This is a genomic window from Thalassobacillus hwangdonensis, assembly GCF_042675915.1.
Classification (GTDB): Bacteria; Bacillota; Bacilli; order Bacillales; family Halobacillaceae; genus Thalassobacillus_A; species Thalassobacillus_A hwangdonensis.
Window position 1 is genome coordinate 978841 of sequence record NZ_JBHTKL010000001.1, and the last position, 22428, is coordinate 1001268.

The window sequence follows — 22428 nt, forward strand, 5'->3', positions numbered from 1 at the left end:
TAACGCATATGAGCTTGTTAACAGTTAAGAATTTAAGCCACGGGTTTGGAGATCGTGCAATTTTTGATGATGTATCCTTCCGCCTGCTGGCTGGTGAGCATATTGGGTTGATCGGAGCGAACGGCGAAGGTAAATCCACTTTTATGAATATCATTACAGGTAAGCTAGAACCTGATGCGGGAACGACTACTTGGTCGAAGCATACTAGAGTGGGTTATCTCGATCAGCACACGTCACTTGAACAGGGTATGACGATTCGCGATGTGCTGAGAACCGCCTATCAATATTTGTTTGATATGGAACAGGAAATGAATGAGTTGTTCGCGAAAATGGCTGAAGTCGGACCGGAGGAATTGGAAGCATTGCTTGAGGAAACAGGGAGAATTCAGGACATGCTTACGAATAATGATTTCTACACGATCGATGCAAAAGTCGAAGAAATCGCCAATGGTCTCGGACTTGATGAAATCGGATTAGAACGTGATGTCCATGACCTAAGCGGTGGCCAGCGTACGAAAGTGCTTCTCGGAAAACTGTTGTTGGAAAAACCGGATATCCTATTGCTGGATGAGCCAACCAACTATTTGGATGTCGAGCACATTGAATGGCTGAAAAGCTACCTGCTTGCATATGATCATGCCTTCATCCTCGTTTCTCACGATATCCCATTTTTAAATAGTGTCGTCAACCTCATCTATCATATGGAAAATCAGGAATTGACGCGCTATCCTGGAGATTACGATGAGTTTCTCAGGGTCTATGATATGAAGAAACAGCAAAAAGAGGCTGCATATAAAAAGCAGCAGAAAGAGATCGCCAACTTGAAAGACTTTGTCGCACGGAATAAAGCGAATGCCGCAACAAGCAGAATGGCGATGTCCCGACAAAAGAAACTCGATAAAATGGATGTCATCGAACTTGACTCGGAAAAGCCTAAACCAAAGTTCAACTTCAAACAGGCCCGCACTCCCGGGAAGTACTTGTTCGAGACGAAGGATCTTGTCATTGGTTACGACGAGCCGTTATCCCGACCATTGGATCTGGCGATGGAACGCGGCCAGAAAATTGCTTTGTCCGGAGCAAACGGAATCGGTAAAACGACATTACTACGCAGTATCCTGGGAGAGATTCCAGCTATCTCAGGTTCAGTCGAATTAGGCGAGCACCTGCATATCGGTTACTTTGAACAGGAGCTGAAGAATGCTGGTCAGAATACTTGTATTGAAGAAGTTTGGCAGGAGTTCCCCCATTTCACTCAATATGAAGTGCGCGCTTCCCTGGCTAAGTGCGGCCTGACGCGAAAGCATATCGAAAGTAAAGTACAGGTACTAAGCGGAGGCGAAAAAGCCAAAGTACGATTGTGCAAGCTGATCAACAAAGAAACGAACATGCTCGTACTGGATGAGCCGACCAACCATTTGGACGTTGATGCAAAAGCAGAATTGAAACGTGCATTGAAAGACTATAAAGGCAGTGTGCTGCTCATTTCACACGAACCTGACTTCTATAAGGATATCGTGACGGATGTCTGGAATTGTGAAGACTGGACGACTAAAGTGTTTTAACTCAAATAATTCAATAATCATACAAAAAAGACCCGAAGCATATTCGGGTCTTTCTGTATTTACAGTTTGCGCTCCGTCAACACACTTCGCTTTCCGTGGGCACGGCCTCAGACTCCTCAGAAAGTAAAGACCACTTTCCTCCGGGGTCTTCGGACTCGTGCTGTTCCCACTGGAGTCTTCGCATGTTAACTACGCTCCAACTTATATATTAATAGAATGCAAAACTTTTATGTGTTTTCAATTCTCCTTAAGAGCCTTCCATCCGTTCGCTTTTTGTGTTGATTTTTTCATAAAAGGGAGTCTGTCCCCCAATTTAAAGACTAGTACCCCGATAATCAGCATAATGATACCGATCATCTTGTTCAGCGTTACCGGTTGTTCTTCAAAACCGAATAATCCGAAAGAGTTGATCACAAAGGCAATCGTCAACTGGGATACCATTACAATGGATACTGCATACGCAGGCCCCATCAATGAAATCCCTCTCATGAAGCAGTACACGATCCCTACTCCAAAGACTCCACTGAACAAGTAGACAGGATTGACTCCTCCTACCTGGAAGAGACCAACGTTATCAGTGAAATAAAATACTGGCAGGGAGCAAAGGAATCCTCCCCCCAACACGATGGTCGTCGCCGCCCATGATCCGCCTTTTTCACTCAACCGTGAGTTGAATACATTCTGTGTGCTGATCAATAAACCAGCGATAATCGATAAAAACGGTCCCATGATCTTTTCCTCCTTTCCTATTCATAAATGTTTCCATCTGCTTTTTCACGCAATCGATCCATATCTTTCACCGAAATCAATCCACGTTTCCGCTCCAGAATGCCGTCTTCATGGAATTGCCTCAGGATTCGATTCAGGTGACGATAACTTGTACCGAGCACGTCAGCCAGTTCCTGCAGAGATGAAGTGTGCATTTCTTCATGGAACATCGAACCTTTCCCATCGTCTGATAACGAAAGCAGATAACTGGCGAGACGGACGTCTACCGAATAAAGCATGTTCAATGTAGATGCATTGGTTTCGGTATAGAACTTTGCTGTAATGATTTCCAAAAGAAAGTTCAAGAACGTTGTATTCCCGCCCTCGATTTTACGCAAGTCATCCAGCGGGATACCGATCATGTATCCTTCAGTGACAAACTGGACGGTGTGAAACACCTCTGTATCCTGGACGTATTCCACATCACCTATGATCGCAAAGGGTGTCTTGAAGCGAAGAATGAGCGCTTTCCCCTCCGGCGAAAGTGCGAAGATCTTCATCTTGCCTTCTGTCAGGAAATACATATGGGAAAGTCTATCCCCTTTTGAACAAAGGACTTCCCCTTTTTCGACTTTGAATAATTTCATTTTCTTTAACGACGCTTCTGAAAAGACTTCGTCAAGCTGAAATTTCCTGCGATGCAAATCCAGCTTGTCCTGGTCCTGGATCTCTCTCACATGCTTACCTCCGGTTTATAATTTGAATATGACCACACCGCTCACTATCATTGCTATACCGACCCATTGGTTGCCAGTGATTTTCAGCTTCTTTTCCCCGAACCAGCCTCTGGCTTCGATCAGGAAAGCAGCGATAAGCTGAGCCACCAATAGAATAGCGATTGCTGATGCCGGTCCCATCATATTGATTGCAGTCAACTCAGAAAATACAACGATTACACCGAATGCCCCTCCAAAAAAGTAAATGGGAGGCACTTGTTTCATTCCAGCTTTGTTTCCATCCCTTACAAAGAAATAGATGCTTAGACACAAGATGAACCCGACTAGATGAACAATGGATGAAATATGCCATCCACTTATGTGATCGCTCATTTTCGAATTGAAGATTCCCTGTAATGTAATACATAGTCCTGCTGTTATTGAAAATAATATGCCTTTCAAGCGATCCTCTCCTTAAATTACGACTATGTACAGTTAAATACAAGTGATCCTGACAAAAAAGGACATATGTCCTAAAATCAATAAAAATCTTGCATATAAAATATTCATACAATTACGACAATCGGTTGATGGTTGTTTACGAGCTGCAAATGCCTTACTATAGGAATAGTGAATTTTTTTACGAGGAGCGTATTTATGAAACAATCCATTTACGGATTAACTTTCGAACAATTGACGGACTGGCTGACGAAACATGGTGAGAAGAAGTTCCGTTCCAAGCAGGTATGGGACTGGCTCTACCAAAAGCGTGTCAGGGAATTTTCAGATATGAAGAACTTGAACCAATCGTGTATCGACCTTCTTGAGGCGAATTTTTCGATTGAAACACTTTCAGAAGAAATCAAACAGGAGTCCAAAGACGGAACAATCAAGTTCCTTTTCAAGTTGCAGGACGGAAATGTCATCGAGACGGTATTGATGCGATTCAATTACGGACTGTCTGTATGTGTGACAACACAGGTAGGCTGTAACATCGGCTGCTCCTTCTGTGCAAGTGGTATTTTGAAAAAGGATCGTGATCTGACCGGCGGCGAAATCGTCGAACAGATCATGCAGGTCCAGCAGCATTTGGATGCGCAAGGAAAAGATGAACGCGTGAGTCACATTGTCGTCATGGGTATTGGAGAACCATTCGATAACTATGACAACATGATTGACTTCCTGCGAGTGGTCAATGACCAGAAAGGTCTTTCTATTGGTGCACGGCACATTACGGTATCCACTAGTGGTATCGTACCGAAAATCTACGACTTTGCGGATGAAGGTATCCAGATCAACCTTGCCCTATCCATCCATGCACCAAATAACGAATTGCGTTCGCGCATCATGAAAATTAATAAGGCTTATCCATTGGAAAAGCTGATGCCAGCAATTGATTATTATCTTGAAAAAACGAATCGACGGATCACATTCGAATATATCCTGTTAAAGGATGTCAACGATCATAAGAAAGAGGCGGAACAGCTGGCAGATCTGCTTAAAGACAAACGCCACCTTTCCTACGTCAACTTGATTCCTTACAACCCGGTTGCGGACCATCCGTATGACCGAAGTGAAAAGCAGGCGATCCTCACCTTCTACCAGACGTTAATGGATCGGGGAATCAATTGTGGTGTCCGTACAGAGCATGGAACAGATATCGATGCAGCTTGCGGTCAGCTTCGAAGCAAACAAATCGAAAAAGAAAAAGCACGCAAGAAAAATAAACAGCCAAACTAAAAGCATGAGGCACTTGCCTCATGCTTTTTTTCATGGATTAAAATCGGTTCAAAACTGGTGCAGCTTATCTTATTTAGAGGTTCATGCATGTTAGAGCTAATTCCCTACGCCTTATCGGTATAATGGTGACATTTGGTAATCAATGCCTCTATACTAGTTTTAGAAAGAATTCCAAGGGGGCGGGAATGAATTGAAAGTCATATTGGATATCCATGAAAAACATAAAGAGTCGTCCATTACAATCAAGAGTGGTCAGCTCGATGATACTATTGAGGAAATTTTAGAAATCGCTAAAAAAGATTCGGTCAAATTCATCCTCGGTAAACAAGGGAACTCACAGCATCTATTAAAGCCGGATACCATCCATTATTTCCAGGCAGATGGTGATAAAATCGTCGCATTTACACAAAGCAGCACCTACATGATCAAGGAAAAATTGTACGAATTGGAGCAGTTGTTACCCTCCACAAGTTTCATCCGATTATCGAAGGCTCTGATCGCCAATCTGCAGCATGTAAGTCATTTCGAACCATCGTTCAATGGAACACTTGGTGTACATTTCCGATGTGGTCGTAAGGAATATGCTTCCAGACATTATGTAGGGGCACTGAAAGAAATTTTGAATAACAACAGGAGGGATAAAAAATGAAAAGATTCTTGAAAAGCAGTATCTTCGGCATTTTCTTTGGTGGCTTCATTGCTGTCGTCATTCAAAGCAGCTTCGTGCTCGCTGGTGAGGAAATGATTGATGGGGTGCTCTTCATTAAGAATTCACTGGCATCGATTTTTCTGGGATGGTTATTTTCGGTCACCCCTTTATTTTTCCGCATTAGATCTTTAAATCTTCCAGTACAAACCTTGTTACACTTTTTAACGGTTACGGTGATCTATCTTTTACTTGCTTTAGGTGTCGGTTGGGTTCCGTTTGATCTATCGAGTCTGTTGTTTGCACTTATAGGCATGATACTGATCTATACAATTTCCTGGATAGGCTTTTATCTTTACTTCAAAAATGAAGCAAAACGTTTAAATGATCAGCTTAACCACATACGTTAAATGAAAAGCTGGTTGCCGCTAAAAATGGCATCCAGCTTTTCTGTCAGCGTCTGTGCCCTTCCACTCTCGCCTGTATATATCCATAATATGTACACGTACCATTTTCTTTTAAATCCCTCACTTCAAAACCACAGGATTGATAAAAAGGGAAGTTAGCGGAGGAGGTATGGGCAAACCAATCCCCATGAGGGAGTTTCTGCACACACAAGCTAATCAGTTTTTTACCGAGTCCCTGTCCACGATAAGGACTGTACACAACCAGGTCCATGATTGTTGCTGCCATGATCTTATCTGAAATCACTCTTACCATTGCCGCCATTTCGTCACCATCCCAAACCGTGAGCGCCCAAGTGGAGTTTTCAAAGATCAGCGTGAACTTTTCTTTTTGCCAATCAGGTGTATGCCTTACCCAACCTGCATCTTTAAATAGTTTTTCAACCGCTTTTGCAGGTACACCGGTCGTGCCTTCTCTTATAACAAGTCCATTGAAATATTGGTACATTGTAACTCCCCTTTTCCTATTATTTTCATTTCTCATATAAAGAACATGGAAATAAATTGAATCTATTGTAGACTAATCATACCAAAACTTAGCTATGATAAAGGAAGTAATTTTGATCCAATCATATAAAAATGCCGAAAGGGGCTTTTACCCTTCCGGCATTTTTTTAACTTTGTCTAACATTGTGCTTCCATGCTTCATCTTTATCAATCATCTTCTTCGCAGCATAGATGAGGATGAATTGAATAAAGATGACCGGAAGCCCCATCAATCCCGAAATGACTTCAAGGGGGGCAAGTCCACCGATCCGCATCAGTACCAGTGCTACAATCGTGATGATGGCAGCTATAATGATGCGCAGTGTTTTGGGTGGTTCGAATTTACTCATGTCCCTCGTACTTGTGTAAGCTGCAACCGTGTAGGTCGTTGAATCCAAGGTCGTAGTCAGGAAGATAAGTGCTACGATCATGAAAATGATGATTGCCACTTCTCCAAACGGCAGGGTAGCCAATATTTCTGGTATGGCTGCCATCCTGGCTTCATTCTCAACTAGATTCAAGACAGAGACTTCCCCTGTCAAATACCGATGAACTCCTAGACCGCCCAACACTCCTGTAGCAACCCAGGAAATCAGAGTTGGTGCAAGCAAATAGGTCAGGATCATTTCTTTGATTGTCCTGCCTTTGGAAATCTTGGCTGCAAACACGCTATGAAGCATTGCCCAAGTTGCACTGTAAGCAAACCAGAATACCGTATTACTTTGAATATGGGATGCCTTATCCTGGTGTACAGAATCTGTATTCAGAGATATGTTCAAATAATTGGACATTAAGAAGGATATGCTATCGGAAAAATAGTTCAGTATGAAAACGCCAGGTCCTGCAATGATCACGAAGATAGCGAATATTCCAGCCAGATACATATTCCATGTACTCAACCGCTTGATCCCTTTTTCAATCCCAAGATAAGCACTGAGTGAGAACAGGAAGACCCAGATGACCGTAACGATGATCGTCATCGTAAAAGATACTTCCGTTCCAGTCAAAGTGGCCAGATTATGGGTGATGATCGGTGCTCCCAATCCCAAAGTCACTGCAGCTCCGGCAAGGATACTGATCAGGAATAGCATGTCCAGCAGCTTACCACCGAGGCCGTCCGTGAATTTATCCCCGAACAGCACTCTGCATGCCTCGGATATCCGCATCAACGGACGTTTTTTTACATGTAGGATGTATCCCATTGCTGGTGCAATCATTACGAAGATCGCAAATACCTGAAAACCCCAAAGGAACATACTGTATGCATTTCCCCATAGCAATGATTCGGGAGAACCTGGTTCCACTCCTGCCGGCGGATCATTAGCCACAGATGTCCATTGCAGCATTCCTGTCCTCATGATCGTCGAGCCGACTCCCATTGCAATTAGAATGGATGCATATTCAAATAGCGTGAATCTGGGTTTTTCTTTCGGGTTTCCCAGTACCACTTTTCCATATTTTGAAAAAGATAAGTATAATCCTGCAACTACCAACAGTATGCCATACCATAAGTATCCCCAGCTGAACACCTCGACAATATAGTCGAATATTGAATTGAGTAATTCAAGCGACTGAGATTCATACAAAGCAAACGGAATGCTGATTGCTATGATGATAAGTAGTGAAGGTATGAAAATATTATAATCAATCAGCTTTTTTCGGTTCATTGTATCCTCCTTCTCCTGATAAAAATTCCTTTCACCACTCCCCTACCCGTCACAATTATTCTTATAACGAAAAAATAATGGAGAATTTATTTCCAGACCAAAAGCGCAAGCGCCTTGTTCACCCCCGACAAGCTTAAGTCAAGCCTCGTAGTGACGATCTTTGTCACAGAGAGGATTGACTTAAGACCTCGAGGGGGTAGGCGCTGGAGCTGGATGAAACCCACTGAATACAGTTATCCGCAACTAAAATTTTCAGACCATAAAAAAACCGGCACCATTGTGTGCCGGTTGAAGAAAGATCATATGATATCTGTAAGTTTGTCTGCTTCAGCCTTCAGTGCTTCTCCTGATGCGACAACTTCCTGATAGCCGCTCGATGCAATCTGGATTTGAGTTACTCCCTTTTCTACATCTTTTTGGATTTTCACTGTGCCATCTGAAATTTTCTTGATTTCTGATGTGATGTTCTCAATACTGGCATTCACTTCTCCAATGGAAGCTTCCACCTGATTGGAGAGCTTCCTTACCTCTTTCGCTACTACCTCGAAACCTCGGCCATGTTCACCTGCTCGAGCAGCTTCGATGGCAGCATTCAAAGAAAGCAAGTTCGTCTGAGACGCAATCGCGCGAATCGTTTTAACAACGCCCTGGATTTCATCCGTTTTTGCTTTAAGCCCCGCAAGGAATTCTGTATTTTCATTCGATACTTGTGCAATCTGTTCGATTTTATTATTCAGATACTCATGCTGCTCCAGCCCCTGCTCCGCTTTATCATTCAGCATTTCAGACATATCCTGCAGGTTGGTCACAACAGATGAAATTTCATGCTGTCGTTCTGTAATATCGGTGGCAACTTTCAATACGCCTACTACATTACCATTGTCGTAGACCGGCATATAGGTAGCTTCGAGCCATAACTCATTGCCCCTCGCATCTTTCCTTTTTATCTTATCTTGGTAACTGCGTCCCTGGAACAGATTTCTCCAAAAATCTTCATATGCTGAGCTTCTCGTAAATTCATCGAAACAAAACGATTGATGGTGCATGCCGATCATATCTTCAGCACGATTGAACTTCATTGTATTCGCAAAAATCGGATTGACAAATGATACTCTTCGATCCAATCCGAATTGAATGATTGCCAGATTTTGATTGATCGATTGAAACAATAAGTCTGTAGTTACTTCCCTCTCCACTATCTTCACTATACTACTCTCCTCCAATTGTAAAACGCACTAAAATTCTAAATTGTAAGACAAATAATAACGGATTTTATTAATATTAGCAACATTAAAGGTTGGGTCAATGTGCTTATCGATTAGTAATAAAGACTTATTATTTTCTTAAATGATCATCGATTGTATGTTTCAAGGTAATAAATGTAACCGTAAAAAGTAAAACGCAAGTCACAGTATGACTTACGTTTTTATCCAGGCGTCTTTTTCATAGCCTCGTTTCTCCCAATATCCGATATGTTCCTCTTCAATCAGTTCGATCCGATTCAGCCATTTCACAGACTTATACGCATACATCTCAGGTACGATTAACCGCACAGGTCCACCATTCTTCGTTTCAATCAAGTCGCCGTCAATCAACATAGCGATCATGACATCTTCCCTCATCGCCTGATCGATGGTCAATGTATCCGTGTAGACACCATCCTGCGAGTAGAACTTTACATATCTCGCACTTCCTCTGATACCGACATGCTCCAGAAGATCTTTCAGCTTGATTCCTTCCCATGTCACACTGTACACACTCCAACCAGTCACACAATGAAAATCTGAAACTTGTACTTTTCTATTCAATTGGACAAATTCCGGCCAATTCCACTCCTCCGGGCGCTCTACCAGACCGTCCACCGTGAATGTGAAATTCTTACCGGTTACCTCCGGCATAGAAACCACTGTATAATATCGAAATTCTCCCTTGCGTCCTCCTCCAATCGGCGGGGCTGAATCTTCCGCTGGTACAGGCAAAGGTGAAAATACCTCTGTTAAGGGGAGTCCGGATTTTACAGGGGTTCCTAAAGAGGAACCAAAGTATGGTTTCAACCATTGGTAAATGAAAGGAGTGAAGAGAATAGCGATTGCTCCACCTGTCCCTCGTTTCAAGAGTGTTCTTCGATCGATGATCGGATCGCTGTCATCAATGATCATCCTTTTTTCCCTGAGTTTATCTGCTTTTCTTTTCTGAAGAGATTTGAACACTTCTGATCTCGTAATACTATGATAGATGAGATAGGGTACGCCCATGTAAGTAAACCCATCATGGAGGAATAAAGAAACCGAACTCCATTCAGGCCCGATCTCCCGATGAAAGTACAACCCTATCCCCGAAACTACCAAACCAAGAAGAATAAACAAGACAAAATACAGATTAATCCGATGGTTTTTCCGCTTTTGAAGGGTTGAAAGGTGCTTCAACATTTTGGGCAGGTAGATCAGAATCGGCAAGATGCTTATGAATCCTATCCATATATGACTATCCCTCATCCAAATTCTTATCTGCGGGAATCCTTGCCGGAATTCTGATGAGAGCAGTAAGAATCCCGTCACTGCCAATATCATGAAGAGAATCGCATTCCAATGATGAAGTTGCTTCAGCTTCCGGCCAAACTTCTTCTGACGACGGATGAAGACATTCCAATCCATACCTGATCCCCTCCATGTATAGTGTAATTACACTACCCTGAATCCAAGTCAACAAACACCCCAATATGTAGCGTCTCAGTCAAAAACAGTTTCTTTAGTTGGATTCTGTAAAAACTCAAATAACATTGCGATCTGCGATTCAGTATTCCTCGAGGTCGATAGATCAGGAAGGCTATTCAACGAAAAGAATTGGACATCATTCGTTTCCATCCCCTTCTCTGCCATACCTCCAATGATTTCACATTGAATGAAAATCTTATAATAATGAAACGGCTGCGGTGGATGAGGGTGGTTATGATAATCCAATAATGCAAGCAGCTTTTTAGGAACAGTTATGTAGCCTGATTCTTCTTGTATTTCCTTGATCGCATTTTCAGCAGGTGAGATTCCTACATCACAGAACCCTCCTGGAAGTGCCCAGCGTTGATCGACATTCTCACGTACCATCAGAATTTCATTCCCTCGAAAAACGGCACCGCGCACGTCCACTTTCGGTGTCTGATACCCTTTTTCCTGCGAAAAGAGGTTCAGAATCTGCTTCATTTCATGATTCGTGTGTTCGGCCATGATTTCTGCACTCAGTTCTTGTAATTCTTCAAACCTTTCCTTATCAAACGCATCCTTTGAAAAAGTAAGGCCCGCCTGTGCAATCGATTGGATTTTCATTGCCCATTGCAACCATTTCTCGCTCATGCACTCCACTCCTGACATTAGAAAAACCGGAATTATATATAAAAAAAGACACCATGTACCATGGTGTCGATTCTGGTTGATAGATTCATTATAACTTATAGGAGTTTCGCTTCCTAGGATCTTCTAAGATGGTGATGCGTAAATAACAACATGACCAACAATAGGAATACGGCTAGTAGCCAGGCGAAGCTCTCGGTAAACCCCATCCTTTCAGCCGCAAAACCGAATAATGGAAAGCTGATCATGATCAAGAAACTTTCAGTCAAGCCGATAAGCGAAAAGAAAGTCGAGCGTACATTACTGTGAAGTAAATGCTGGATGAACGAAGTGAAAATCGGTTCAAACAAACTTAACAGCTGTGCAAGAAAAAGAAAGGATAATAGTACTGCCCATTCCACAGAGAAGATAAAGATAAGGAAGAAAAGGATGAAAAGACCCAGTCCATAATAAAGGACAGAGAAGAATCGGAACCTTTCTTCTACTTTATAAGCGATTTTCGCCATCACTACTCCGAGAAGACCTTCAACTGTAAAGATAGCTCCGACCACTTTTGCAGAAAAGCCGAGCTGAACGAAATATTCCTGGCCATAGAATGTGATGATGACCATTACGGCGCCAGCTAAAACAAATAACAGCACAGGCACGTGCATGACTGCATTCCTCTTCCAAACGGATATGCCATCACTCAATTGAGTTCTCCATTGCCTGTACCACGGTCCCCTGGATGGTTTTTCTTCCGTGATTTCCCTGGCCGGTTCTTTGATCAATAAAAGCGGAAGCAGCGCGATAAGATGCGTAACAATCATCGAGCCATAGACCAGCTCCCAGCTGATATCAGCCATGAATCCTCCTGCGAATTTCGCGAAACTTAATGATAAGAGTGCGATGGCAGTCATATTGCCAAAAACTTTTGTGTATTGTTTTTCGCTATTCTGTTCTTTAAGAGAATCATAGGCCAGTGCCTGTTGAGCACCTGACTGGAACGTGATCATCAGTCCCATAGACATGAAAGCAAGAGTGAATACGGAAAACGTTCCACTTACCAACATGAATGTACCATACAGTAAGCTGAAGATGTTTCCGAGCAGAAGGCTGATTTTCCTTCCATATAAGTCTGCAATCACTCCTGTAGGTAATTCAAACAGCACGATTGCCAGGTGCAGCAGCGCTTCAAGTACACCAATTTCTGTATAGCTCATACCTTTGTCATCCAAATAAATGACCCAAAGAGCCCGATCAAAGAAAAGCTGCGCAAAGAAAATATAAAAATAGATCAAATAGATGTTCGTTTTTATTTTACTCATTTCAAACGTCCTCTCACATAAAATTGCACACAAAAAAGCCTCAGGAAAGTATCTTCCCTGAGGCTTTGAAGTGCAGGAAAAAAATACTTACGTCCGGATTACCTTATTGAAATCACAGCTAAAAAAGGACATACGTGTCCCGAGAACAGCTGGAATTCCAACAATTGACATCATGAGTACGAGATATTTTTTCTCACCAATGATATCCTGAATGAACGTAAGCATGCTTTCCCCTCCTTTTATGTAAGCTAGCATCATTATAGAATGAAATGATGCTGCTGGCAATGGCTTTATTCAATGTCACTCCCTGATTGCACTTGAAACAGGGTACTCTTTCACATCCAATTCCGCCTGCTCCTCCATTACAAGTTTTGCGAGCTCTTTACCGATATAAGGTCCACTCGTCAAACCGGAGGACCCTAATCCATTCGCAATGAACAAACCATCAAGTCCTGGTAGTCTACCGATGGCCGGCAGGCTTTCCGGAGTAAAAGGCCTGAAACCAACTTTAGTTCCAACATAAGTAGTCGTCGCAAATCCAGGTGCGACTCGCAACGCTTTGTCGATCACCTCATGCACTCCACCCATCGTGACACGTGCATCTTCCCCAGCATGATTCTCAGCGGTAGCTCCAAGTACAATCTTCCCACCATCAAAAGCAAGGAAATATTGACCGAATGGCGGCATTACGACCGGCCAATCGCTTGTATCCGTATCAGGAATGTTCAAGTGGACGATTTGTGCTTTTTGTGAAGTCAACAGAAAGTCGATTCCTAGCGGTTTCAGGATTTCTTTTGCCCACACTCCTCCAGTAACGACCACTTCATCAGCAGACATTCTTTCCTGGTTGTCATTGACACCTGTAATACGGTTCCCTTCCTGTATCAACGATGCACTTCCTACCTTATACGTCATTCCTCTACTTGTAGCAGCATGTATCAATGTATCCCGTAATGAAGCTCCGTCTACTCTCCCGCCACCACTGATATGAACCGCACTATAGCCGTCCTTCAACGGTGGAAAAAGTGCTTTCGTCTCACTCTCGGACAATTTAGTCACCTTGCCCATTTCAGGTGTGTCTTTTTGTCTGGCTAATGCAAGCTCATACTTCTTATCGAGCATTTTATCCTTGGAGAAGATATTGATTGCTCCAACCTGACGATAGGCTGGATCCATTGTTCCGTATTCACTCAGTCGTTCCATCAATTCCGGATAATACTTCGCACCTTCTGTCACCAGTTTGTACCATTCCGTATTTCGGCGATTCGTCAGCCATGGGCAGATGATTCCTGCAGCCGCTGCAGTTGCCTGACCGGTGTCCTTTCTGTCGATCAGCGTTACCGATGCTCCTCGTTCGGTAAGGTGATAAGCAGTGGCAGCACCAAGGATCCCTGCTCCTATTACAATGATTCGTTTCAAATCAAACACCTTTTCTTTAATTAGTCTAGAGTAATTCTACAGGAATTAATGAAAATTAACAAAAGTGTAGTATTACACTTTTTGTATGCTATACTAATAAAAAATGGAAAAGGAGGGAGTACTTATGTGGCTAAGGATTACAGGGGCAATTCTTTTTACAGGCGTGTTCGGGATATTGGGATACTTCATCACAGTAATCTCTTTCCTTATGTCGAATGAAAATGGGTATGTGTACGTAGGCATCGTATTCGCTGCCTTTTTGATCAGCATTAACCTCAGTATTTTAGGAATATTGAAGAAGATGTCTGGAAAAGCGGTTTTAATGACAATGATTTCACTGTTTGCCATCCCGTTGGTCGGTTATGGAGGATATGAGCTATATATCGACCGGATTGAAATCAAAGATGCAGAAGTTGACTTGTCTGCATATGAGCCATTTACAGAAGATAATGAGGTAGTGAAACTTGATGAACCCTCTACATACAAGATCGACGGAGAAGTCCCTGAACTAGATGGCGCAACGGCTCTCTATCCTGTCTATGCTGCTTTCGTCGAAGCAACGTATCCAGAAAAGACCTATGAACATGAGCCATCTCCAGATAATGCAGTAGTAGTTTCAAAAACGAATGGTGCTTACGAGCGGTTGCAGGAAGGAGAAGCGGATATCATCTTTACTGCCGGTCCTTCTGAACAGCAGCGTAAAGCCTTAGGGGAAAATATGAAAATGACCCCGATCGGTAAAGAAGCTTTTGTTTTTTTCGTCCATGAAAGCAACCCAGTAGACAGTTTGACTATCGAACAATTGAGAGGAATTTATTCCGGTCAGATTACAAATTGGAGCGAAGTAGGAGGTAAAGATAAAGAAATTCTTGCATTTCAGCGTCCAGAAGGAAGCGGAAGCCAGACAGGGTTGGAAAATATGATGGGCTCGACACCAATTATGGATGCTCCCAAAGATCAAAGGGTGACCGGGATGGGCGGAGTGATCGAAAAAGCCTCCAATTATCGTAACCATCGTAATTCCATCGGCTTTTCCTATCGTCATTTCGCTACAAAAATGGTAAACAATAAAGGCATCAAACTCCTTCATATCAATGGTGAGGCACCGGACATCCCATCCATTCAAAAAGATCTTTATCCTCTGACAGCTGAGTTTTATGCGATAACGAATGGAACAGAGAATGAAAATGTCGATCCTTTCATTGAATGGATGCGATCCGAACAGGGACAGGAATTAATTAAAAAAAGCGGATATGTACCACTTGAAGGCTCATGAAGATGAGCCTTTTTTCATGGATAAAACTTCACCTTCTCCCTGCAAACTAAAATGCCCTTTTTTGGACAACCTAAACCATACATGACGTTGCAAAGGAGGCAGTTTAATGATTAGTATCATCATTGGCCTAATATTATTAATGCTCTTAGCGTATCTTGGGTGGTCGATCATTTGGATCGCTCCACTTGTATCCGGAATCGTAGCATTGTTAAGTGGAATGAATCTCCTGGAATCCTACACGGACACTTACATGCAGGGATTTGTAGACTTTGCAAAAGATTATTTTCCAATCTTCCTTTTTGGGGCGATTTTCGGGAAATTGATGGAGGATACAGGTGCTGCCCAGGCGGTCGCCTATAAGATTTCCAGCTTAATTGGAGAAAAGCGTGCGATACTGGGTATGTTGATTTCAGCAGCTATCCTTACTTATGGAGGGGTCAGTCTGTTCGTGGTCATTTTTGCTGTGTACCCAATTGCGGTAGCCATGTTCCGGTCGGCAAATGTGTCGAGAATATTGATCCCTTCCACCTTCGTACTTGGAGCATTCACATTTACGATGACTGCATTTCCAGGTACTCCGCAGATCCAGAACATCATCCCGATCAATACATTTGAAACAGATACGATGGCAGCACCGATTCTCGGTATCGTAGCAGGGTTGATCATGGCGGTTGGTGGATTCTTTTATTTGAAATTCAGGGAGAAACAGCTGAATTCCAAGGATGAGACATTCACCGAACCTGAAGGTGATAACCAAGTCAAAGAAGTGGATGAAAACGAATTGCCGAACTGGATTTTATCCACGATACCATTACTTGCTGTCGTCATTACGCTGAATGTGTTCGATATCAGTATTCTGGCCGCACTATTGATCGGAGTTTTGCTCGTTATGATCTTTAATTTCAGGGATTATAAAGATTTCATCGGCGCGATCAATAAAGGGGCATCAGGCTCGGTAATGGCTACAATCAATACGAGTGCAGCGGTGGGTTTTGGAGCTTTGGTCACAGCCTCGCCTGGCTTTGAAACAGTCAAAGAGCTTATTTTCAGCATTCCGCTCAGCCCTTACTTTTCCGAAGCATTCGCCGTCCAGCTTATGGCGATGATTACCGGGTCTGCTTCTGGAGGGATGGGAATTGCGTTAGAAGCTCTTGGTGAGCAGTATTACAATATCGCTGTCGATCAGGGGCTCAGTCTTGAGGCTTTCCACCGGATCACATCCGTCGCTTCAGGAGCATCCATCCTTCCCCATAACGGCGCATTACTGACCCTATTTACTGTCACCGGTCTCACCCATAAAGATTCATATAAAGATGTATTTGTTGTAGGCTTGCTCATACCGATGGTGGCAACCATCACGATCATTCTTCTTGCTATGATGGGAATCAATTAAAGAAAGATAACGACCCGGAGTGCGTGCCCGGGTCGTTTTTTATTTAAGCCATAACTCTTTCGCCTGATTTGTATTTAGCTCTAATGTTCCAATGAAAAAGTTCTGGAGGTTGGTTTTCCGTTCTCCTTCTACCCAATCCCGATAGTGAGCAATCAACTGTTCAACCTCTCCATCACAATACTCCTCAATCAACCGCATAACTGTAATACAACTTCTCCAGTAATCATAGAACGCAGTGGCATAACCCTGGCTGTTTCCTCCCCGATACCCCGCTTTACCAAATGAAGAAAGCGGATACATACCAAATTCACTCTTAAAACGCTCAATCAAATCCGCTTCCACGGACAGAATCTTATCAAGTTTTTCTTCTGAGAACATGAATTTTCTCGGAAGATATTCACACATCCCCTCTTCAAACCACATATCTTCTTCATCCTCTTCTTCCCATGTTTCAAATTCGGAATGGAAGAAATCTGCATGGTGGGTCAATTCGTGAGCAGCGATTGCTGCGACATCATCCAAGTCAAGCGCATGGAAATAGTCGGAAGCAGCCTGCGAATCGGAGGCTGACGACAGATAGATTTCTTTCCACGTATCTACTAGAGGTGTAATATGTATTAAATTCCTTGATGTGTAAGCCGGCAAAGGAATCGTGGAATAAAGTTCAGTAGCTGATTGTAGGTCGTGAAAAACAATTCCTCTCGGTAGTTCATATTCCGTCAGTTTATTCAGATGCCTTGCATAGATCTGGAGCTTCTTAAGAATCTGTTTCCCGCTTGCTTCTATTTTCTTAGTACTGTCCGTATCCATTACGGAAACTGCGTATTTCATCATCTTACTCCCCCTTCCAACATACTTTAACACGAAAAAATCACCCTTACGACTAAGGGTGATAAGTCAACCGTCTATTGAACCGTGTATCCACCATCGATGACAGCAGCTTGTCCGGTTATACTCTTCGCTTTTTCACTTACTAGGAAAATAGAATAATCCGCTATCTCCTGGACTTGCAGCAAACGTTTCTGCGGTACAAGTGGATAGATGACTTCCTCGAGGACTTGCTCTTTATCGATATTACGTGTCTTTGCAATATCCTCCAGCTGGTTTTGCACGAGTGGTGTATCGACATAACCCGGGCAAATCGCGTTCACAGTTATCCCGTGGTCCGCTCCTTCCAAGGCAGTTACCTTCGTTAGGCCGATAACTCCGTGTTTCGCACTGTTGTATCCTGCCTTACCTGCAAAACCGATCAGGCCATTAATGGAAGCCATATTGAGGATTCTTCCATATCCCTGTTCCTTCATATGAGGAAAGGCATATTTGATCCCATAGAAAGGCCCTTTCAGCATGATATCGAGAATCAGTGAGTATTTTTCACTTGGGAACTCTTCCACAGGTGCCACATGCTGAATTCCGGCATTGTTGACGAGAATATCAATTCTCCCGAAGGACTCTACCGTCTTTTCAATCGCATTTTTTACATCTTCTTCTTTTGCGACATTTGCTATGACCCCATCAACTGTAAATCCTTGTGACTTAAGTTCCTCGATTGCTTTGTTTAAAGTTTCTTCATTAATATCGTTCAACATAACCTTTGCTCCGGCTTTGGCAAATTCCGTAGCGATTTCCAAGCCTATTCCCTGGCCTGAACCAGTGATTAACGCAGCTTTGCCTTCTAACATCGGTTATTCCTCCTTAAAAACATACTACTAGTTAATGTACCCATATTGATCATGTTTATAAAAGTTGAGCTTAGAGAACGAATGTTTATATTGAATTTTCTGACATAAAATGACACAATGGCTTTATTACTTTTTAAAGGAGGATTGGATGGTACCTATTTATCACTTGAATCCATTTGACCGTTAGACTACCTGCTGCCGAAACAAGGATCCCCCGATCTTGAAATCGTTCCAGTTTACTTTACCTAACCAATAGACAAATTAGGGGGATAATCATGAATAAACAATTATTTCTTTTACTTATCGGCCGGATCATGACGAATTTAGCAGATAGCCTTTATATGATCGCCACCATCTGGTATGTGAAGGAAGTCACAGCTTCTCCATTCCTAATCGGACTGACTTCTGCGATAGCAATGCTTCCAGTAACAATCCAGTTCCTATATGGCCCGATCATTGATCGCTTTCCAAAAAGGAAGATTTTGTTTATAGCTGAAGCTGGACAAGGAGTGCTGTTAGCGATCATTTCGATCCTTTACTTTGCAGAGACACTCTGGCTTCCACTATTATTCGTTTTCATGTTCATGGCATTATCGTTGGCTGAAGCTACATACCCGACCGAAAATGCATTGATACAACGATTGGCTGGGAAAGAGTCATTAACGAAAGTGAACTCGATTTTCGCGTTTTCCTACCAGACGCTGGACATTATACTGGATGCGATTTCAGGCATCCTGATTCTGTTCCTTGGAATCGGAATCATCTACGCTTCAAATAGTTTACTGCTATTAGCGATCGGTTTTATGTTCCTATTGTTTCTCAAAGTTCCTTCCACTAACAAGGAAAGGAGCAGTTTAACAGAGAAATTTTTCGTTCAATATAAAGAAGATTTTGTTGAAGGATATCAAGTAGTAAGGAAACAAACGACTTTATTAGCCGTATTGTTCGGGATAATCGTCATCAATGTCATGGCTACGATGGGACTTGCTATGCTTCCTGTCATTTCTGATAATCCGGCTGAGTATGGGTTCTGGTTGACAGCAATGTCGATCGGAACATTGTGTGGGACGGTGATTTCAAGCAGATTGGACAGATTTTTACTGCGAGGTATTTTTCCTATCGCTTCAGCTTTGGCTGGATTAGCATGGATCGGAGCCTTTTTGTTTTATGGAAAAGCACCATTGATCATCTGCATGGTGCTGTTTGGAGTCTCATGGGTTGCGGTCGGAATCTTAAGCATTTATGTACAGACCATCATCCAAGTGAACCTGCCTGAAGATCATGTGGGGTCAGGATTTGCCTTTCTGTCATCATTGCTTGGTTCTTTGAGTCCGCTTGGATACATGATCGGAGGGCTGCTCGGTGAATGGAGCGGTGCTGAAATAGTATTGATGATCGCAGGATCAGGGTATCTTGTGTTTACCATTTACTTTCTGATCCACCCAACCTTGAAAAACCTGAACAACAGAATCAACGAACCCTTTCAATTGCATAATTGATGCATAATCAGGGACAGTCCCTCATCGCTTTAAAGCGGTGAGGGACTGTCCCTTTATTTCTTTATATAGAAGTTGTTGCGGAGGGTCGGCCAGTTTTGAGGGAATGGACTTCCAAGAACCCAGTAACTACCGCCTCTCAAACGATAATCCTTAATCGTATCGTACTTTGCCTGCATGCTCCTTGCATCTTCAAACCACACCTCGTGCTCTTGGCCATTCTCATCGACATAATTGAAATAAGGTGACTGATAAGTTTCATCATACTGAATATTCACCCCGTAGTTCGCAGCAAGTCTAACCGCTTCTTTCGGACTAACCGTCCTTGCGAAAGTCCCTTCCTGCCATGGTATCTTCCAATCCCTTCCGTACAATGGAATCCCCATCAGAATCTTATCCCTAGGGATCACTTTTACTGCGTAATCAAGAACCTCCCGCACTTTGTTGATTGGAGCAATTGCCCATGGCCTTCCTCCTGCCCATCCCCATTCATAGGTCATCAGCACAACGAAATCGACAATCCTGCCATGGGCAGGATAATCATGCGCTTCATATAATAAGCCGACTTGATCTGCTTTTATCTTTGGAGCGAGTGCTGTAGAGACCGAATAACCTGCAGGTCTCAAGCGAGCAACCACTCTCCTGAGAAAATCGTTGTAGTTTTCACGGTCCTCCGGATACACATATTCAAAATCAATATTCAACCCTTCATACCCTTTGGACTGCATCACCTCCAACACACCTGAAATGACATTTTCCTGGAGATCAGGATTTCTCAACACTGTGGCAGCTAAGTCAGAATCAAAGGAACGCCCTTGGAAATTGGTCAACACCATCAAAGGACCAGCATCATTCGCTATTGCAGCATTGATGACTGGTCCATCCTGCATATCCGTTATACTTCCATCTTCACGGATGGCATACGTAAAAGGAGAAACATAGGTGAAGTTCCTGCCCAATGCCAAAACTTCCCTTCTTCCTTCCTCCCTCATATTTGTTATATAAGCATTGAATTCCTTCACAGGCTTTGACTGGACCGGGATATACAAAACCTGACCAACATAAAGTAATGATGGGTTCGTAATGGAATTCACTTGAATGATACGATCCATCGTCACCCCATAGCGTTGTGAAATCCCCCACAGGCTTTCTCCACTCTGCACCGAGTGTGGGAAATAAGGCAGTATCAGCATTTCACCAATGAAGATCAGCGAAGGATCAGAAATCTGATTGACTTCGGCTAAATCCTGTACAGGAACACCATATCGTTGAGCAATATTCCACAAAGTATCCCCTGATTGAACGACATATTCCCTACCCGGTTCAGGGATTACCAGCGCTTCTCCTACAACAAGCCTGTTCGGATCTTCCATTTGATTGACGAGAACGATTTGATTGATATCCGCCCCATAGTTTTGAGAGATTCCCCATAATGTATCCCCGGGACGTACGACATGAATACGCATTGGACTCCTCCTGCCCTAAACCGTTTTACTATTATGCTATTCATGTCAAGGTCGTCCTATTATAGCCAGGCTCAACTTGACATGATGACATAAGCAATGATGAGCGCAAAAGTAGCAACGCCAAAGATGATCCCGGCAACAATGCTGAATACACTCCATTTGGCTGCGTATCCCTTGAATTCAATGGAATCTTCGGATTTATCAACTCTTCTATTATGTATAAATAACGAAACATTCACCATTATCATAAGAAACAGATACAAAATGACAAGGAAAGAAAAATCAAGGGATGCTGCATCATCTTGACGTAACTCAGCATTTGATGTCCACGCCAATACCAACATCATGATACCGATAAATAACGAAGCTATTGAAGAGAATTTCCGTTGTTTGCTCCATTCAACTCCCATCTTCTCTTTTTCATATTCCTGAATTCTGCTAACAAAGGGAAAAATCGAATTTGTCCTATTCCGCTTACTATATTGAAACAACCCCGAGCTCAAAAGTAAAAATGCAGTAACAAACTGCAAATCACTATTAGATAATTCAAGGGAATCTACCAAAGAAAAAAACAGCACAAATCCCACTACAAATAACAGGTTCATAAAGGTAAATTGTTTTACTCGTAAATTTCGAATGTAACTATTATCCATACTTATCCCCCTTCCGTTTCGTTCAATGCGTTTTAGCAACGATGACCATTGAAATGAATACGGTTGATATTGTAAGTGCAATCATCAGGTTCACAACCATGATGGCTGTCATTTGCATAAGGTCCAGCTGCAACCCCAGACTTAACACCATATAATAGACTAATAATGCAAAATAGGAATAGAACATTCCTTTTTCACGAATACGCTTCATCCGCTCATCCTTTTCCTTAAAATGCGGTTGAAGGTAACTTAGACAAAATGCCATGATCGCCATCGAAATCATAATAAAACTCTGTGGGATTGGCTCTTCTCCAGCAGCGATGCCAATGAAAAAGAAAAACGCTGCAAATAACGAAAATAAAATACCAAAACCGAAAAATACTTTAGGATTTGTTTTCAT

The 22428-nt window shown here is 42.7% G+C and carries 23 protein-coding genes; 7 read left to right on the plus strand and 16 right to left on the minus strand.

From position 1 onward, the window contains the following. Window positions 1–8: 8 nt before the first annotated feature. Complete coding sequence (locus ACFQ2J_RS05225) at window positions 9–1565, plus strand: ABC-F family ATP-binding cassette domain-containing protein (protein WP_386057221.1); 1557 nt, start codon at window positions 9–11, stop codon at window positions 1563–1565. A gap of 237 nt (window positions 1566–1802) precedes the next feature. Here the strand turns inward: ACFQ2J_RS05225 and ACFQ2J_RS05230 are convergent, their stop codons facing one another. The 3 genes from ACFQ2J_RS05230 to ACFQ2J_RS05240 are packed head-to-tail and all read right to left on the minus strand — an operon-like array spanning window position 1803 to window position 3451. Next, window positions 1803–2294 (minus strand): DMT family transporter, encoded by a 492-nt coding sequence (locus ACFQ2J_RS05230; RefSeq protein WP_386057223.1) that lies wholly within the window; start codon window positions 2292–2294, stop codon window positions 1803–1805. A 17-nt stretch (window positions 2295–2311) separates the two neighbouring features. Next, complete coding sequence (locus ACFQ2J_RS05235) at window positions 2312–3010, minus strand: Crp/Fnr family transcriptional regulator (protein WP_386057225.1); 699 nt, start codon at window positions 3008–3010, stop codon at window positions 2312–2314. Window positions 3011–3025: 15 nt separating this feature from the next. Continuing rightward, window positions 3026–3451 carry a DMT family transporter gene (locus tag ACFQ2J_RS05240; RefSeq protein WP_386057227.1) on the minus strand — a complete coding sequence of 142 codons (426 nt, stop codon included), beginning with the start codon at window positions 3449–3451 and terminating at the stop codon, window positions 3026–3028. Window positions 3452–3646: 195 nt separating this feature from the next. Between ACFQ2J_RS05240 and rlmN the strand changes: the two genes are divergently transcribed. The 3 genes from rlmN to ACFQ2J_RS05255 all read left to right on the plus strand — a co-directional run bounded on the left by rlmN (window position 3647) and on the right by ACFQ2J_RS05255 (window position 5785). Beyond that, window positions 3647–4729, plus strand: coding sequence for a 23S rRNA (adenine(2503)-C(2))-methyltransferase RlmN (rlmN, locus tag ACFQ2J_RS05245; protein WP_386057229.1), 1083 nt, complete (start codon window positions 3647–3649; stop codon window positions 4727–4729). Window positions 4730–4919: 190 nt separating this feature from the next. Further along, the gene (locus ACFQ2J_RS05250) at window positions 4920–5378 is read left to right on the plus strand and encodes a LytTR family DNA-binding domain-containing protein (protein WP_386057231.1); all 459 of its coding nucleotides are present in this window, start codon (window positions 4920–4922) and stop codon (window positions 5376–5378) included. Further along, window positions 5375–5785 carry a DUF3021 domain-containing protein gene (locus ACFQ2J_RS05255; protein ID WP_386057233.1) on the plus strand — a complete coding sequence of 137 codons (411 nt, stop codon included), beginning with the start codon at window positions 5375–5377 and terminating at the stop codon, window positions 5783–5785. The genes ACFQ2J_RS05250 and ACFQ2J_RS05255 overlap by 4 nt, the downstream gene beginning before the upstream one ends. A gap of 43 nt (window positions 5786–5828) precedes the next feature. On the opposite strand, the gene ACFQ2J_RS05260 is transcribed toward ACFQ2J_RS05255, so the two are convergent. The 8 genes from ACFQ2J_RS05260 to ACFQ2J_RS05295 form a co-directional block, all read right to left on the minus strand. Next, entirely contained in the window at window positions 5829–6287 is a 459-nt protein-coding gene (locus ACFQ2J_RS05260; RefSeq protein ID WP_386057235.1) for a GNAT family N-acetyltransferase, read from the minus strand. A 166-nt stretch (window positions 6288–6453) separates the two neighbouring features. After that, on the minus strand, window positions 6454–7992 hold the full coding sequence (locus ACFQ2J_RS05265) for a BCCT family transporter (RefSeq protein ID WP_386057237.1): 1539 nt from the start codon (window positions 7990–7992) through the stop codon (window positions 6454–6456). A gap of 299 nt (window positions 7993–8291) precedes the next feature. After that, entirely contained in the window at window positions 8292–9197 is a 906-nt protein-coding gene (locus tag ACFQ2J_RS05270) for a methyl-accepting chemotaxis protein (protein WP_386057238.1), read from the minus strand. A gap of 213 nt (window positions 9198–9410) precedes the next feature. Then, on the minus strand, window positions 9411–10646 hold the full coding sequence (locus tag ACFQ2J_RS05275) for a molybdopterin-dependent oxidoreductase (RefSeq protein WP_386057239.1): 1236 nt from the start codon (window positions 10644–10646) through the stop codon (window positions 9411–9413). Between the two features lie 75 nt (window positions 10647–10721). Continuing rightward, a complete protein-coding gene (locus ACFQ2J_RS05280; protein ID WP_386057241.1) occupies window positions 10722–11339 on the minus strand; it encodes an NUDIX hydrolase in 618 nt (205 codons plus the stop codon). A gap of 113 nt (window positions 11340–11452) precedes the next feature. Beyond that, the gene (locus ACFQ2J_RS05285; protein WP_386057243.1) at window positions 11453–12643 is read right to left on the minus strand and encodes an MFS transporter; all 1191 of its coding nucleotides are present in this window, start codon (window positions 12641–12643) and stop codon (window positions 11453–11455) included. An 87-nt stretch (window positions 12644–12730) separates the two neighbouring features. Continuing rightward, window positions 12731–12868 carry a hypothetical protein gene (locus ACFQ2J_RS05290; protein ID WP_386057245.1) on the minus strand — a complete coding sequence of 46 codons (138 nt, stop codon included), beginning with the start codon at window positions 12866–12868 and terminating at the stop codon, window positions 12731–12733. 75 nt (window positions 12869–12943) lie between these two features. Next, complete coding sequence (locus ACFQ2J_RS05295) at window positions 12944–14071, minus strand: NAD(P)/FAD-dependent oxidoreductase (protein ID WP_386057247.1); 1128 nt, start codon at window positions 14069–14071, stop codon at window positions 12944–12946. Window positions 14072–14186: 115 nt separating this feature from the next. Between ACFQ2J_RS05295 and ACFQ2J_RS05300 the strand changes: the two genes are divergently transcribed. Together ACFQ2J_RS05300 and ACFQ2J_RS05305 are read left to right on the plus strand one after the other, a co-directional pair. Next, window positions 14187–15338 (plus strand): PstS family phosphate ABC transporter substrate-binding protein, encoded by a 1152-nt coding sequence (locus ACFQ2J_RS05300; RefSeq protein WP_386057249.1) that lies wholly within the window; start codon window positions 14187–14189, stop codon window positions 15336–15338. A gap of 106 nt (window positions 15339–15444) precedes the next feature. Next, window positions 15445–16731 carry a GntP family permease gene (locus ACFQ2J_RS05305; RefSeq protein WP_386057251.1) on the plus strand — a complete coding sequence of 429 codons (1287 nt, stop codon included), beginning with the start codon at window positions 15445–15447 and terminating at the stop codon, window positions 16729–16731. Between the two features lie 39 nt (window positions 16732–16770). Here ACFQ2J_RS05305 and ACFQ2J_RS05310 read toward each other — a convergent pair whose 3' ends face one another. Beyond that, window positions 16771–17565, minus strand: a complete 795-nt coding sequence (locus ACFQ2J_RS05310; RefSeq protein WP_386057253.1) for a hypothetical protein — start codon at window positions 17563–17565, stop codon at window positions 16771–16773. A 71-nt stretch (window positions 17566–17636) separates the two neighbouring features. Further along, window positions 17637–18413 carry a 3-hydroxybutyrate dehydrogenase gene (locus ACFQ2J_RS05315; RefSeq protein ID WP_386057255.1) on the minus strand — a complete coding sequence of 259 codons (777 nt, stop codon included), beginning with the start codon at window positions 18411–18413 and terminating at the stop codon, window positions 17637–17639. A gap of 275 nt (window positions 18414–18688) precedes the next feature. Here ACFQ2J_RS05315 and ACFQ2J_RS05320 point away from each other — a divergent pair, with 275 nt between their 5' ends. Continuing rightward, window positions 18689–19912, plus strand: a complete 1224-nt coding sequence (locus tag ACFQ2J_RS05320) for an MFS transporter (protein WP_386057257.1) — start codon at window positions 18689–18691, stop codon at window positions 19910–19912. A gap of 53 nt (window positions 19913–19965) precedes the next feature. Here the strand turns inward: ACFQ2J_RS05320 and ACFQ2J_RS05325 are convergent, their stop codons facing one another. The 3 genes from ACFQ2J_RS05325 to ACFQ2J_RS05335 form a co-directional block, all read right to left on the minus strand. Then, complete coding sequence (locus ACFQ2J_RS05325; protein WP_386057258.1) at window positions 19966–21375, minus strand: LysM peptidoglycan-binding domain-containing protein; 1410 nt, start codon at window positions 21373–21375, stop codon at window positions 19966–19968. 71 nt (window positions 21376–21446) lie between these two features. Next, window positions 21447–22028, minus strand: coding sequence for a hypothetical protein (locus ACFQ2J_RS05330; protein WP_386057259.1), 582 nt, complete (start codon window positions 22026–22028; stop codon window positions 21447–21449). A gap of 22 nt (window positions 22029–22050) precedes the next feature. Further along, window positions 22051–22428 carry a permease gene (locus ACFQ2J_RS05335; RefSeq protein ID WP_386057260.1) on the minus strand — a complete coding sequence of 126 codons (378 nt, stop codon included), beginning with the start codon at window positions 22426–22428 and terminating at the stop codon, window positions 22051–22053.

Coding starts and splice junctions, on each gene's coding strand:
- rlmN (WP_386057229.1), top strand. CDS start 3,647: ATGAAACAATCCATTTACGGATTAACTTTCGAACAATTGACGGACTGG.
- ACFQ2J_RS05275 (WP_386057239.1), bottom strand. CDS start 10,646: ATGGATTGGAATGTCTTCATCCGTCGTCAGAAGAAGTTTGGCCGGAAG.
- ACFQ2J_RS05300 (WP_386057249.1), top strand. CDS start 14,187: ATGTGGCTAAGGATTACAGGGGCAATTCTTTTTACAGGCGTGTTCGGG.
- ACFQ2J_RS05335 (WP_386057260.1), bottom strand. CDS start 22,428: ATGAAAACAAATCCTAAAGTATTTTTCGGTTTTGGTATTTTATTTTCG.
- ACFQ2J_RS05310 (WP_386057253.1), bottom strand. CDS start 17,565: ATGATGAAATACGCAGTTTCCGTAATGGATACGGACAGTACTAAGAAA.
- ACFQ2J_RS05280 (WP_386057241.1), bottom strand. CDS start 11,339: ATGAGCGAGAAATGGTTGCAATGGGCAATGAAAATCCAATCGATTGCA.
- ACFQ2J_RS05305 (WP_386057251.1), top strand. CDS start 15,445: ATGATTAGTATCATCATTGGCCTAATATTATTAATGCTCTTAGCGTAT.
- ACFQ2J_RS05325 (WP_386057258.1), bottom strand. CDS start 21,375: ATGCGTATTCATGTCGTACGTCCCGGGGATACATTATGGGGAATCTCT.
- ACFQ2J_RS05230 (WP_386057223.1), bottom strand. CDS start 2,294: ATGGGACCGTTTTTATCGATTATCGCTGGTTTATTGATCAGCACACAG.
- ACFQ2J_RS05330 (WP_386057259.1), bottom strand. CDS start 22,028: ATGGATAATAGTTACATTCGAAATTTACGAGTAAAACAATTTACCTTT.
- ACFQ2J_RS05285 (WP_386057243.1), bottom strand. CDS start 12,643: ATGAGTAAAATAAAAACGAACATCTATTTGATCTATTTTTATATTTTC.
- ACFQ2J_RS05260 (WP_386057235.1), bottom strand. CDS start 6,287: ATGTACCAATATTTCAATGGACTTGTTATAAGAGAAGGCACGACCGGT.
- ACFQ2J_RS05225 (WP_386057221.1), top strand. CDS start 9: ATGAGCTTGTTAACAGTTAAGAATTTAAGCCACGGGTTTGGAGATCGT.
- ACFQ2J_RS05320 (WP_386057257.1), top strand. CDS start 18,689: ATGAATAAACAATTATTTCTTTTACTTATCGGCCGGATCATGACGAAT.
- ACFQ2J_RS05290 (WP_386057245.1), bottom strand. CDS start 12,868: ATGCTTACGTTCATTCAGGATATCATTGGTGAGAAAAAATATCTCGTA.
- ACFQ2J_RS05265 (WP_386057237.1), bottom strand. CDS start 7,992: ATGAACCGAAAAAAGCTGATTGATTATAATATTTTCATACCTTCACTA.
- ACFQ2J_RS05315 (WP_386057255.1), bottom strand. CDS start 18,413: ATGTTAGAAGGCAAAGCTGCGTTAATCACTGGTTCAGGCCAGGGAATA.
- ACFQ2J_RS05255 (WP_386057233.1), top strand. CDS start 5,375: ATGAAAAGATTCTTGAAAAGCAGTATCTTCGGCATTTTCTTTGGTGGC.